The organism is Streptomyces sp. NBC_01477 (assembly GCF_036227245.1).
Taxonomy (GTDB): domain Bacteria; phylum Actinomycetota; class Actinomycetes; order Streptomycetales; family Streptomycetaceae; genus Actinacidiphila.
This window is the reverse complement of record NZ_CP109445.1, coordinates 6,796,798-6,809,338: the sequence shown is the minus strand read 5'-3', so window position 1 is coordinate 6,809,338 and position 12,541 is coordinate 6,796,798. Positions and strand designations below refer to the sequence as shown.

9 protein-coding genes and 1 tRNA gene are annotated in these 12,541 nt (G+C 70.9%); 3 read left to right on the top strand and 7 right to left on the bottom strand.

The features are described 5' to 3' along the window. Positions 1-2: 2 nt before the first annotated feature. A complete protein-coding gene (locus OHA86_RS28925; RefSeq protein ID WP_329179893.1) occupies positions 3-1,250 on the bottom strand; it encodes a lytic transglycosylase domain-containing protein in 1,248 nt (415 codons plus the stop codon). Positions 1,251-1,570: 320 nt separating this feature from the next. Continuing rightward, positions 1,571-4,285, bottom strand: coding sequence for a DNA polymerase I (polA, locus tag OHA86_RS28920; RefSeq protein WP_329179891.1), 2,715 nt, complete (start codon positions 4,283-4,285; stop codon positions 1,571-1,573). 124 nt (positions 4,286-4,409) lie between these two features. On the opposite strand from polA, the gene OHA86_RS28915 reads away from it, so the two are divergent. Together OHA86_RS28915 and OHA86_RS28910 are read left to right on the top strand one after the other, a co-directional pair. Beyond that, a complete protein-coding gene (locus OHA86_RS28915; RefSeq protein WP_329179889.1) occupies positions 4,410-6,725 on the top strand; it encodes an FdhF/YdeP family oxidoreductase in 2,316 nt (771 codons plus the stop codon). A 56-nt stretch (positions 6,726-6,781) separates the two neighbouring features. Continuing rightward, a complete protein-coding gene (locus OHA86_RS28910; RefSeq protein ID WP_329179887.1) occupies positions 6,782-7,255 on the top strand; it encodes a PaaI family thioesterase in 474 nt (157 codons plus the stop codon). 5 nt (positions 7,256-7,260) lie between these two features. Here OHA86_RS28910 and OHA86_RS28905 read toward each other — a convergent pair whose 3' ends face one another. Together OHA86_RS28905 and OHA86_RS28900 are read right to left on the bottom strand one after the other, a co-directional pair. Then, a complete protein-coding gene (locus tag OHA86_RS28905; RefSeq protein WP_329179885.1) occupies positions 7,261-8,010 on the bottom strand; it encodes a transcriptional regulator in 750 nt (249 codons plus the stop codon). A gap of 109 nt (positions 8,011-8,119) precedes the next feature. Beyond that, positions 8,120-8,194 (bottom strand) — tRNA-Leu (locus OHA86_RS28900). 210 nt (positions 8,195-8,404) lie between these two features. Between OHA86_RS28900 and OHA86_RS28895 the strand changes: the two genes are divergently transcribed. Then, positions 8,405-8,980: an ANTAR domain-containing response regulator gene (locus tag OHA86_RS28895; RefSeq protein WP_329182596.1), complete on the top strand. Its 576-nt coding sequence runs from the start codon at positions 8,405-8,407 to the stop codon at positions 8,978-8,980. 91 nt (positions 8,981-9,071) lie between these two features. On the opposite strand, the gene OHA86_RS28890 is transcribed toward OHA86_RS28895, so the two are convergent. From OHA86_RS28890 to OHA86_RS28880, 3 genes are read right to left on the bottom strand one after another with little or no spacing between them, the layout of a single operon-like run. Next, positions 9,072-9,788: an ABC transporter ATP-binding protein gene (locus tag OHA86_RS28890; protein WP_329179883.1), complete on the bottom strand. Its 717-nt coding sequence runs from the start codon at positions 9,786-9,788 to the stop codon at positions 9,072-9,074. Further along, positions 9,785-10,648 (bottom strand): ABC transporter ATP-binding protein, encoded by an 864-nt coding sequence (locus tag OHA86_RS28885; protein WP_329179881.1) that lies wholly within the window; start codon positions 10,646-10,648, stop codon positions 9,785-9,787. Before OHA86_RS28885 ends, OHA86_RS28890 begins: the two co-directional genes overlap by 4 nt. A gap of 8 nt (positions 10,649-10,656) precedes the next feature. Then, positions 10,657-12,537: a branched-chain amino acid ABC transporter permease gene (locus tag OHA86_RS28880; protein WP_443072028.1), complete on the bottom strand. Its 1,881-nt coding sequence runs from the start codon at positions 12,535-12,537 to the stop codon at positions 10,657-10,659. Positions 12,538-12,541 lie beyond the last annotated feature (4 nt).

Genomic DNA, 12,541 nt, shown 5'->3' with positions numbered 1-12,541 from the left:
GGTCAGGGCGCCGGGCTGACTGCCGCCGCGGTGGTCGCGGCGGCGCTGGCGGTCGGCGCGGGCGTCGCGGAGTCGGAGGGGGTGGGCGTCGGGGTGCCGGTGTCGCACGGGTCGCCGGTGGGCGTGCCGGACGGCGTGGGCGTCGGGGTGGCGCTGTCGCTCGGCGTGGGCGTCGGGGACGGCGACGGGCAACCCGGGGTGGTCGGCGGGTCGGTGGGGTCCGTGGTCGGCGGCGTCGTCGGCGGGGTGGTCGTCGGCGGGGTGGTCGGCCCGCCGGTCGTCGGGCCCGTGGTCGGCGCCGTCGGGCTGCCCGACGGGGTGCCGGGCGTCGTGGGCGGCCGGCTCTGCGTGGGAGTGGGGCTGCTGCCGGGCGGGGTGGGCGGCGCGGACGGGGTGCCGGTCAGCGACACCGGGGCGCCGGGAGTGCCGGGGCGGTCGGGCACCGACACGGCGCCGCCCTGCATGAAGTGGTCGTACCAGGACCTGACCAGGTCGAGGTAGGCCTGCGAGTGGTTGTAGCCGAGGATCGCCCGGTCCATCTGCCGCGGTACGGCCAGGTCGCGGCCGTCGGCGCACAGGTAGTGGGCGGCGGCGAGCGCGGCGTCGTAGACGTTGTCGGGGTCGTCGGTCCCGTCGCCGTTGCCGTCGGCGCCCCAGCGCTCCCACGTCGAGGGGATGAACTGCATCGGCCCGACCGCCCGGTCGTGCACCGCGTCGCCGTCGTAGCGGCCGCCGTCGGTGTCGCTGATGTTCGCGAAGCCGACGCCGTTGAGGACCGGGCCGAGTATCGGACGGTACGTGGTGCCGTCGGCGTCGACCGCGCCACCGCGTGCCTGCCCCGACTCCACCTGCCCGATGGCGGCCAGCAGTTGCCACGGCAGGTGGCAGCCCGGGTCGCTCTGGGCGACCGACGCCTCGGCGCGCTGGTACGCGGCGAGCACGGTGGCCGGCAGTCCCGCGCTGCCGCTCGGCACGCTCACCGAGGAGCCGCCGGGAGTGGCGGTCGGCGTCACGAGCGGCGGGCCGGTCGGGGTGTTCAGCGGGGGCAGGTCCGTGACGTACGGCGAGCCGCCGTCGATCGCGGTGCCCGGCGGCGGCGTCAGCGCCGCGGCGTCCTGCTGCTGGGCCGCGTGGGCGACCGGGAGGAAGCCCGGTGCCTGCGAGGCGCTGAGCGCCGCCATCGCCGCGGCGGCGACCGCCGTACCCGCCGCTCCCCTGCGAAGCCTCCGGCCATAACGCCGCGCTGCCATAGGGCGGTCCCTCCCGGGTGCGAGAACGCGCCGTTCCCGGCGCCACAACTCGACCGACCCTACGGCAACTTGCATCACGTGACCACCGCATCGACGTGCTCAAATTGTGCGCAAACGGGCGCCGTTCGCTTGTCACCGCGCAGCGTTCTCCCGCCGGCCATCCGCGGGTCGCCGGGCCGTCGGCGCACACCGCCCGTAACGGCCGGTCGTGCCGTACAGGCGGTGTGCGGTGCCCGTACGGTACGACCGGTGCGCCCCCGACCGGCCACGACGCGGCGGACCGGCCATCACGGGCGGTCAGGCCCGGCCATCGCGGGCGGTCAGTGCGCGGCCGACTCCCAGTCCGCGCCGTCGCCCACCGACACGTCCAGCGGCGCCCGCAGCGGATACGCCCCGGCCATCTCGCGGCGCACCAGCTCCTCGACCTTCTTCCGCTCGCCGGGGGCCACTTCGAGCACGATCTCGTCGTGCACCTGGAGCAGCATCCGGGACGCCAGCTGCTCCTTGGCCAGCGCCTCGTCCACCCGCAGCATCGCGATCTTCACGATGTCCGCGGCCGAACCCTGGATCGGCGCGTTCAGCGCCATCCGCTCCGCCATCTCCCGGCGCTGCCGGTTGTCGCTGTTGAGGTCCGGCAGATAGCGGCGGCGGCCGAGCAGCGTCTCCGTATAACCGGTGCTGCGGGCCTCCTCGACCACCCGGTGCAGATAGTCCCGCACCCCGCCGAAGCGCTCGAAGTACGTCTCCATCAGCGCCCGTGCCTCGGCCGCCTCGATACCGAGCTGCTGGGACAGGCCGAACGCTGACAGCCCGTACGCCAAGCCGTACGACATCGCCTTGATCTTGCGGCGCATCTCCGCGTCGACCGCGTCCCTGCCGACCCCGAAGACCTGCGAGCCGACGGTGGTGTGCAGGTCCTCGCCCGTGGTGAAGGCCGCGATCAGGCCCTCGTCCTCCGACAGGTGGGCCATCACCCGCAGCTCGATCTGGCTGTAGTCGGCGGTCAGCAGCGAGTCGTACCCCTCGCCGACGACGAAGCCGCGCCGGATCGCCCGGCCCTCGTCGGTGCGGACCGGCACGTTCTGCAGATTCGGGTCGGTGGACGACAGCCGCCCGGTGGCCGCCACGATCTGGCTGAACGTGGTGTGGATCCGCCCGTCCGGGGCGACCGTCTTGACCAGGCCCTCCACGGTGACCCGCAGCTTGGCCTGCTCCCGGTGCCGCAGCATGATCACCGGCAGCTCGTGGTCGGTCTGCGCGGCCAGCCACGCCAGCGCGTCGGCGTCCGTCGTATAACCGGTCTTGGTCTTCTTGGTCTTGGGCAGCCCCAGCTCGCCGAACAGCACCTCCTGGAGCTGCTTGGGCGAGCCCAGGTTGAACTCGTGCCCGACCGAGGCGTGCGCCTCGCCCACCGCGTGCTGCACCGCGGCGGCGAACTGCTGCTCAAGTCCCTCCAGATGGGCACGGTCCGCGGCGATCCCGGCCCGCTCCATCCGGGCCAGCAGCGCCGACGTCGGCAGCTCCACATCGTGCAGCAGCCCGGCCGCGCCGACCTCGGGCAGCCGCTCGCCGAAGACCTCGCCGAGGTCCAGCACCGTACGCGCCTGCACCATCAGCGCCCCGGCCGCCGCCGCGCCCTCGTCCTCGCTCTCCTCGCCGAACGCCAGCTGCCCGCTGCCGGAGTCCACCGGCGCCAGCTCACGACCCAGATACTCCACCGACAGCACATCGAGCGCGAAGGAGCGGCGCCCCGGCTTGATCAGATACGCCGCCAGCGCGGTGTCCATCGACACCCCGGCGACCGTCCAGCCGTGCTCGGCGAAGACCCGGGCGACATTCTTCGCGTTGTGCAGCACCTTGGGGCGCTCCGGGTCGGCGAGCCAGCCCGCGAAGGCCCGCTCGTCGGTCTCGTCCAGCTGCGCCGGGTCGAACCAGGCCGCGTCGTCGGCCGTCGCCAGGGCGATCTGGGTCACGCTCCCCGCGCCCAGCGCCCAGGTGTCCACACTGGCCAGGCCGACCGGCACCGCGCTGTGCGCGGCCAGCCAGTCCGGCATGTCACCGGCCGCCAGCACCGTCCCCTCGACGGCGACACCCTCGGCGACCTCCGGCTCGTCCTGCTCGGCGCCGGGGTCGGCGGCGAACAGCCGCTCGCGGAAGTTGGAGTTGCGGAACTCCAGTACGTCCAGGACGCCGACCAGCGTCTCCCGCTCGTACGGCACCCGCTCCAGGCCCTCGGGAGTCAGCGGCAGATCCACGTCCCGCACCAGCTCGGTCAGCCGCCGGTTGAGCTTGACCGCGTCCAGATGGGCCCGCAGATTCTCGCCGACCTTGCCCTTGACCTCGCCGGCCCGCTCGACCAGCTCCGCGAACGACCCGAACTGGGTGATCCACTTGGCCGCCGTCTTCTCCCCCACCCCGGGAATGCCGGGCAGATTGTCCGACGGGTCGCCGCGCAGCGCCGCGAAGTCCGGATACTGCCGCGGGGTCAGCCCGTACTTCTCCTCGACCTTCGCCGGGGTGTAGCGGGTCAGCTCCGAGACGCCCTTCGTCGGATACAGCACCGTGACGTGGTCGCTGACCAGCTGGAACGAATCCCGGTCGCCGCTGACGATCAGCACGTCGTACCCCAGCGCCTCGGCCTGGGTGGCCAGCGTGGCGATGATGTCGTCCGCCTCGTACCCGTCGACCGCGAAGCGGTTCACCCCCATCGCGTCCAGCAGCTCGCCGATCAGCTCCACCTGACTGCGGAACTCGTCGGGCGTCTTGGACCGCGTCGCCTTGTACTCCGGATACTCGTCGAACCGCCACGTCTTGCGCGAGACGTCGAAAGCGACCGCCAGATGCGTCGGCTGCTCGTCACGCAACGTGTTCGACAGCATGGACGTGAAGCCGTAGATCGCGTTCGTCGGCTGGCCCGTGGCGGTGCTGAAATTCTCCACGGGCAGCGCGTAGAACGCCCGGTACGCCAGCGAGTGCCCGTCCAGCAGCATCAGGCGGGGGCGGTCGGTCGTCGTCTTCGATGCGTTCTTTGCCACGTACGGATCCTCCCACGCACCACCGACATTCTTTCTGCCGCCGCCTCGCCTCCGGGCGCCGAGGTGCCGAGGTGCCGGGCAGCACAGGCACACCCGAGGCGCAAAACGGTGGGAGTATCGGGGGATGGCCAAGAAGCCGCCCGTAGGGGACCCCGTACAGGACGCACCGCGAGTCACCGCGCCGAAGCAGGCTGCCGCCGGGCTGCCCGCGATCGGGCACACCATGAAGATCGCCGGCGCGCAGATGGGGGCCAGACGGGCGGCGCTGACGCTGCTCAAGGTCAACCAGAAGAGCGGTTTCGACTGCCCCGGGTGCGCGTGGCCCGAGCCGGAGCACCGCCACACCTTCGAATTCTGCGAGAACGGCGCCAAGGCCGTCGCCGAGGAGGCGACACTGCGCCGGGTCACCCCGGACTTCTTCGCCGAGCACCCCGTCGCCGACCTCGCACACCGCAGCGGCTACTGGCTCGGGCAGCAGGGCAGGATCACCCAGCCGATGTATCTCGCCGAGGGCGCCGAACGCTACGAGGCGGTGCCCTGGGAGCGCGCCTTCGAGCTGATCGCCGACGAACTGCACGCGCTGGACTCCCCCGACGAGGCCGTCTTCTACACCTCGGGCCGCACCAGCAACGAGGCCGCCTTCCTCTTCCAGCTGTTCGCCCGGGAGTTCGGCACCAACAACCTGCCCGACTGCTCCAACATGTGCCACGAGTCCTCGGGATCCGCCCTGACCGAGACACTCGGCGTCGGCAAGGGCAGCGTGCTGCTCGACGACCTCCACCGCGCCGAACTGATCATCGTCGCCGGCCAGAACCCGGGCACCAACCACCCGCGGATGCTCTCCGCGCTGGAGAAGGCCAAGCGCGGCGGCGCCACGATCGTCACCGTCAACCCGCTGCGGGAAGCAGGCACCGAACGCTTCCGCAACCCGCAGAACGCCGCGGGGCTCGCCGGCGGCGGCACCGTACTGACCGACCTGTTCCTGCCGGTCAGGCTCGGCGGCGACCAGGCGCTCTTCCGCGCGCTCGGCCGGCTGATCATCGAGGCCGGCGCCCTGGACCGGGACTTCATCGCCGAGCACACCCACGGCTTCGGCGACTACGAGGCCGCGGCCCTGGCCACCGACTGGGACGAGGTGCTGCGCGCCACCGGGCTCGACCGGGCCGACATCGACAGGCTGCTCGCCCTCGTACTCGACGCGAAAAGCATCGTCGTGTGCTGGGCGATGGGCCTCACCCAGCACAAGCACGCCGTGCCCACCATCCGCGAGGTCGTCAACTTCCTGCTGCTGCGCGGCAACGTCGGCCGCCCCGGCGCCGGGGTGTGCCCGGTGCGCGGCCACAGCAACGTGCAGGGCGACCGCACCATGGGCATCTTCGAACGGCCGGGCGCGGCCTTCCTCGACGCCCTGCGCAAGGAATTCGGCTTCGAACCGCCCCGCGAGCACGGCCTCGACGTCGTCCGGGCGATCCGCGCCCTGCGCGACGGCGACGCCAAGGTCTTCTTCGCCATGGGCGGCAACTTCGTGGCCGCCTCCCCCGACACCGCGGTCACCGAGGCCGCCATGCGCCGGGCCGGGCTCACCGTCCACGTGTCCACCAAGCTGAACCGCTCGCACGTGGTCACCGGCGCCCGCGCGCTGATCCTGCCGACCCTCGGCAGGACCGAGAAGGACCGGCAGGCCGGCGGTGAGCAGTTCGTCACCGTCGAGGACTCGATGGGCATGGTGCACGCCTCCCACGGCGGCCTGCCGCCCGCCTCCCCGCACCTGCTGTCCGAGCCGGCCATCGTCTCCCGGCTGGCCCGGGCGGTCTTCGGCGGCGACAGCGGTGTGCCGTGGGCGGACTTCGAGACGGACTACGACCTGATCAGGGACCGGATCTCGCGCGTCGTGCCCGGCTTCGACGGCTTCAACACCAAGGTGCGCCACCCGGGCGGCTTCACCCTGCCGCACGCCCCGCGCGACTCGCGCACCTTCCCCACCGCCACGGGCAAGGCCAACTTCACCGCCGCGCCGGTCGAATACCCCCGCGTGCCGGAAGGCCGGCTGCTGCTCCAGACGCTGCGGTCGCACGACCAGTACAACACCACCATCTACGGCCTCGACGACCGCTACCGCGGCATCAAGGGCGGCCGCCGCGTCGTCCTGGTGCACCCCGACGACGCGGCGGCGGCCGGGCTGCGCGACGGCGACCACGCCGACCTGGTCAGCGAGTGGACCGACGGCAGCGAACGCCGCGCCGACGGCTTCCGGGTCGTGCACTACCCGACCCCGCGTGGCTGCGCCGCGGCCTACTACCCCGAGACGAACGTCCTCATACCGCTCGACCACACCGCCGACACCAGCAACACACCCGCCTCGAAGTCCGTCGTCATCCGGCTCGAACAGCCGGACCCCGCACGCGCCGCCGACCCGGCCGGTGGGGTAGAAAGCCGGTAGAAAGCTGTCCGGTACACCGGACACCGCAGCGACCGAGGCCGATCGGAGCCGACCGTATGGGCGAGCAGACCACCACCCACTTCCCGCAGGAGATCCTGGAGCAGTACGCCGGGCTCGGCATCGACCTCCAGGCGCTCTTCTCCGCCGGGCACCTCGGTGAACGGATGGGCATCCGGATCCTGGAGGCGTCCCCCGAGAAGGTGGTCGGCACGATGCCTGTCGAGGGCAACACCCAGCCGTACGGCCTGCTGCACGGCGGCGCCTCGGCCGTGCTCGCCGAGACCCTCGGCTCGGTCGGCGCGATGCTGCACGGCGGCCCCGGCAAGCTCGCGGTCGGCGTCGACCTCAACGCGACGCACCACCGCGGTATGCGCTCCGGCGTCGTCACCGGCACCGCCACCCCGGTCCACCGGGGCCGCTCGTCGGCCACCTACGACGTCGTGATCACCGATGACGCCTCCGGCAAGCGCGTCTGCACCGCCCGCCTCACCTGCATGCTCCGCCCCGCCGCCCGCGCGGCGACCGCCTGACGCGGTCAGTGCTTCGGGCCGATGTGCAGGTCCATGAGCGCGACGGAGGCGCGCCGGGCGACGGACACGTTGTACGGCCGCCCGGCGCGGCGGGTGACCTTCCACTGGACGCCGACGAGGTCGAGGGCGTCGGAGAAGAGGGTCAGGATGTCCTCGGACTTGTTCGTGAAGAAGTACCGCGGGTACTCGTAGCGCCGCAGTTCGCCGCCGACAACCCGGGTCGTCCAGTTGGTGATCCGGCACCCGTCGGAGTGCACGAGCCCCCGGATGAACTCCCATGGATACGCGTCGACGAGCGGCTGCTGCCAGGCCTCCAGCACGATCCGGCGCTCATGCTTCCGCCCGGGGCCGTGCTGGGGGAAGATCGCCGGCCACTGCTTGCTGCACGCGGTGACCTGGACACAGCCCTGCTGCTGCGCGCGGCAGACGGAGCCCCCGGGCCGGACGGCATGGATGGCCCGCTCGCACGCGCTGATGAGGCCGGGCCAGGAGTCGGCGCAGGCGATCCGTAAGGCGTAGACACCGCGGCGGCCCCGGCTGAGGCAGCCGTCGCCCAGGTAGAGCCCGAGCAGATACGGATAGGCGGGGCCGTCGGTGCGCAGCGGGGCGCGCCCGGTGCTGGAGGGTTCCGGACCGTGGGTGGCCCACTCGCGGATGGCCGCACGGGACACGCCCGTCGCGCGACTGGTGGCGTTGAGGCTGTGGCCTTCGGCGAGGAATGCGAGCGCCCGGCGGCGCACCTGGAGGTCGTACATACGATCGAGCGTGAGCGACCGCACCAGGCATTGGGGCACAATCGAAGGAAGGTTCACCATGTTCAGTGACCTTGCTAAAGATGCCTTTACCTTGGATTTGAAGGCGAAGTACCCCGGGTGGGACTCGAACCCACACTGTCGGCTGTTTGAGAGCCGCCTCTCTAACCAATTGGAGTACCGGGGCTCCTTCGAAACAGAGGATAGCCTACCGTTCCGGTACTCAAACTGTACCGGACCTGGGTAGGCTCGGGATGCAATACCCCGCCGCAGCACGAGGAGCACCGTGAGCGCCCCCGATGAGTCCGCCGCTCAGCGCGACGAGCAGTCCGACACGCAGTCCGATGAGTCGTCCGCAGGGCAGGGCGGGCAGGCCGAGCAGTCGCACGTACCTCCGCTGACCACCCGGGTCGTCATCGCCGAGGACGAGGCGCTGATCCGGCTGGACCTGAAGGAGATGCTGGAGGAGGAGGGCTACTCCGTCGTCGGCGAGGCCGGGGACGGCGAGACGGCGGTGAAGCTCGCCGAGGAGCACCGGCCCGACCTGGTGATCCTGGATGTGAAGATGCCGGTGCTCGACGGCATCTCGGCGGCCGAGCGCATCGCGGGCGAGAAGCTCGCGCCGGTGCTGATGCTGACCGCGTTCTCGCAGCGGGAGCTGGTCGAGCGGGCCAGGGACGCGGGCGCGATGGCGTATCTGGTGAAACCGTTCAGCAAGAGCGACCTGGTGCCGGCGATCGAGATGGCGGTGAGCCGTTTCCAGGAGCTGCGGGCGCTGGAGCTGGAGATCGCGGATCTGTCGCTGCGGCTGGAGACCCGCAAGCTGGTGGACCGGGCGAAGAGCGTGCTGCAGACGAAGTACGGGCTGACCGAGCCGGCCGCTTTCCGCTGGATCCAGAAGACGTCGATGGACCGGCGGATGTCGATGCAGGCGGTCGCGCAGGCCGTGATCGAAGAGGTCACCGACAAGTAGCCGAAGACATGGCGAGACGTACGGCGGAGGGGCCGCACCCGGTTCGGGTGCGGCCCCTCCGGCACGCTCACGCGTCCGTGGAAGCGCGGGTTCAGTCCTCGCCGAGGTAGGTCTTGCGGACGCCCTCGTCGTGCAGCAGGTCCTGTCCGGTGCCGGAGAGCTTGATGGAGCCGACCTCCATCACATGGGCCTGGTCGGCGAGCGAGAGCGCGGCCTGGGCGTTCTGCTCGACGAGCAGGATGGTCGTGCCCTGCGCCTTGAGTTCGACGATGGTGGCCATGATCTTCTGCATCATGATCGGCGAGAGGCCCATCGAGGGTTCGTCGAGCATGAGCAGCTTCGGCTGGCACATCAGGGCGCGGCCCATGGCGAGCATCTGCTGTTCGCCGCCGGACAGGGTGCCGGCCGCCTGCTTGCGGCGTTCGCCGAGGATCGGGAACAGCTCGTAGGCGCGCTCGATGTCCTTGACGACCCCGGCGGGGTCCTTGCGCAGGTACGCGCCGAGCTGGAGGTTCTGCTCGATGGTGAGCCGGGGGAAGATGTGCCGGCCCTCGGGCGAGTGGGCGAGGCCAAGGGCGACGATCTTGTGCGGCGGGACCCGGGTGAGGTACCTGCCGTTGAAGACGATCTTGCCGCCGGTCGGCTTGAGCAGGCCGCTGAGGGTGCGCAGGGTGGTGGTCTTGCCGGCGCCGTTGGTGCCGATCAGGGTGACGACCTGGCCGGCCTCGACGGAGAAGGAGATGCCCTTGACGGCCTCGATCTTGCCGTACGAGACGCGCAGGTTCTCCACTTCGAGCAGTGCGGTCATCGGTCGTTCTCCTGCTCGCCGGTCGTCTTCGCCCCGTCGTCGGGCGCGCCTTCGAAGGGCTCGCCGAGGTAGGCGGCGATCACCCGTTCGTCCTGCTGTACGACCTCGGAGGTGCCTTCGACCAGCATTTCGCCCTGGACGAGGACGGCGACCCGGTCGCACAGGTTGAAGATGAAGCGCATGTCGTGCTCGATGACGAGGACGGCGATGCCCTGGTCGCGTACCGCGAAGACGAGGTCCTCGGTGGCCCGGGTCTCCTGCGGGTTCATGCCGGCGGTGGGTTCGTCGAGCAGCAGCAGGCCGGGCTCGCTGGCCAGTGCCCTGGCGATCTCCAGCTTGCGCTGTTCGCCGTAGGGCAGGTTGCGGGCGAGGTGGTCGGCCTTGGCGGCGAGCCCGGTGAATTCCAGCAGTTCCATCGCCCTGGCCCGGGAGCGGGCCTCGGCCCGGTGGTAGCCGGGGCCGCGGATGAGCGCGGACAGCAGTCCTTCTTTGGTGCGGGTGTGCCGTCCGACCAGTACGTTCTCCAGCACGGTCATGTTGGCGAACAGCCGGATGTTCTGGAAGGTGCGGGCGATGCCCGCCTTGGTGACCAGGTGCGGCTTGGGCGGCAGGACGGCGCCGCGGAAGCGGACGGTGCCCTCGGTGGGGACGTACAGGCCGGTGAGGCAGTTGAAGAAGGTGGTCTTGCCCGCGCCGTTGGGGCCGATCAGTCCGACGATCTCCCCGGTGTTGACGGTGAGGTCGACGTCTCGGACGGCGGTGAGGCCGCCGAACCGCATGATGACACCGCTGGCCTGGAGCAGCGGGCCGCTGTCGGGGGCCTGCTCCGGGGTGGGCTGGTGCGCAGTGGTGGTGGTCATGGTGTCCTTCACGCCCCTGCCGTGCCGACGGGGACGGTGTCGTCGCCGAGGGTGCGTTTGTCCGGCGTCGTGGATTCGTCCTCGTGGAATTCAAGCTGCCGGCGCCGGTTGGCGATGATGCCCTCGGGCCGCAGGCGCATGATCAGGACCAGGGCGATGCCGAAGGCGAAGAGTTCGTACCTGGCGAGGAAGTCGAGCTTCTCGGGGATCAGGTAGAGCAGTGCCGCGCCGAGGATCGGGCCGCTGACCGTGCCCATGCCGCCGAGGACGACGGCGGCGAGCAGGAAGGCGGAGTTGGGCGGCACCGAGCCGGAGAAGACGTAGGGGTTGGGCACGACGCTGTTGGTGACGTGGGCGCTGACCGTTCCCGCGAGGCCGGCCAGGCAGGCGCCGAGGGCGAAGGCGGTGAGCTTGACGCGGAAGCCGTTGATGCCCATGGCGGTGGCGGCGGTCTCGTCCTCGCGGATGGCGATCCAGGAGCGGCCGATCCGGGAGTCGGCGGCCCGGGTGAAGACGACCACCACGATCACGGTGATGACGAGCATCAGCAGGTAGTAGTTGGCGAACCGGCCGAGGGTGAAGGACCCGACGGCGTGGGTGACGCCGAGGTTGTAGCCGAAGATCGACAGGTCGGGGATCTGCGCGATGCCGTCCGGGCCGTTGGTGATCTTGGGGCCGCTGACGCCGTCGAGGTTGTTGACGACGATGCGGAAGATCTCTCCGAAGCCGAGGGTGACGATCGCCAGGTAGTCGCCGCGCAGCCGCAGGGTGGGGGCGCCGATGAGGACGCCGAAGACCAGTGCGGCGGCGGCGCCGGTGAGGGCGGCGGCCCAGAACGGGAACTGCACGCCGGACCAGATCGAGTACTGGGAGCCGGAGACCAGGGCCGCGGTGTAGGCGCCGACGCCGAGGAAGGCGACGTAGCCGAGGTCGAGCAGGCCGGTGAGGCCGACGACGATGTTCAGGCCGAGGGCGACGGTGCCGACGATGAGGATGCTGACGCCGAGGTTCGCCCAGTGCTCGTTGTTCTGGGCGAAGGGGTAGGCGATGGCGGCCAGGATGCCGACGCTGGAGGAGAACACCCGGTTCTCGCGGGTGAGCTGCTGGAACTGCTGGAGCAGTCCTGCGGCGCCGAGGCCCCAGAAGCCGAAGGAGACGACGATCAGGTAGCCGAGGAAGATGTCGCTGTAGTCGGTGGCCAGGCCGAAGGTGAGGATCTTCAGGCCGGCGGCGAAGACGACGACGATGACCAGGCGCTGGAGCCAGATGTTGAGCCGGCGCGGGTCGGAGACCTTGATGTCGCTGTGGTTGAAGCGCAGTTCGCGCAGCCAGCGGTAGGCGGCGACGGCGAGCCGGAGGGTGCCCAGCGAGCCGAGTTCGATGTATTCGGCGTCCTCCTCCTCGCGCGGGTGGCGGTCGATCGGCAGGGCGAGGGTGCCGATGAAGAGCGCGAGGCTGCCGACGGCGGCGACGAAGGCGCCGGGGTCGAGGTTGGCCAGGCCGCCGAGCTTGGCGGCGATGTCGATCACCGTGTACCAGGTGGTGCCGAGGGTGCCGAGGGCCAGCAGCAGCACCGAGTTGTACGAGCGGCTGGGGTTGAGCCAGGCCAGGCCCTTGACCTTGAAGGCGCCGAGCGCGATGACGCCGGTGAGGATGGCGCCGATCAGCGTCATGATCTGGAGGCCGCCGGGGTATCCGCTGACGGTGAGGTCACCGGGGAAGTCGGTGGTGTACGTCCAGGACATGAAGGTCGAGGCGATCGAGGCGACCACGCCGAGCAGGGTCAGCAGCCGGGCCGCGGCGAAGGGCAGCGGGATGTAGCTGTCGGTCCTGCGTGCGCCGGGGTCGGTGACGGTCATGGCGGCTGCGTTGGTGGACAGGTCGGTCATCGCG

What these genes read in the sequence shown, in the direction of transcription:
- OHA86_RS28885 (WP_329179881.1), bottom strand. Translation starts at nt 10,648, where the DNA reads ATGACCACCACCACTGCGCACCAGCCCACCCCGGAGCAGGCCCCCGAC.
- OHA86_RS28890 (WP_329179883.1), bottom strand. Translation starts at nt 9,788, where the DNA reads ATGACCGCACTGCTCGAAGTGGAGAACCTGCGCGTCTCGTACGGCAAG.
- OHA86_RS28910 (WP_329179887.1), top strand. Translation starts at nt 6,782, where the DNA reads ATGGGCGAGCAGACCACCACCCACTTCCCGCAGGAGATCCTGGAGCAG.
- OHA86_RS28880 (WP_443072028.1), bottom strand. Translation starts at nt 12,537, where the DNA reads ATGACCGACCTGTCCACCAACGCAGCCGCCATGACCGTCACCGACCCC.
- OHA86_RS28925 (WP_329179893.1), bottom strand. Translation starts at nt 1,250, where the DNA reads ATGGCAGCGCGGCGTTATGGCCGGAGGCTTCGCAGGGGAGCGGCGGGT.
- OHA86_RS28915 (WP_329179889.1), top strand. Translation starts at nt 4,410, where the DNA reads ATGGCCAAGAAGCCGCCCGTAGGGGACCCCGTACAGGACGCACCGCGA.
- OHA86_RS28905 (WP_329179885.1), bottom strand. Translation starts at nt 8,010, where the DNA reads ATGTACGACCTCCAGGTGCGCCGCCGGGCGCTCGCATTCCTCGCCGAA.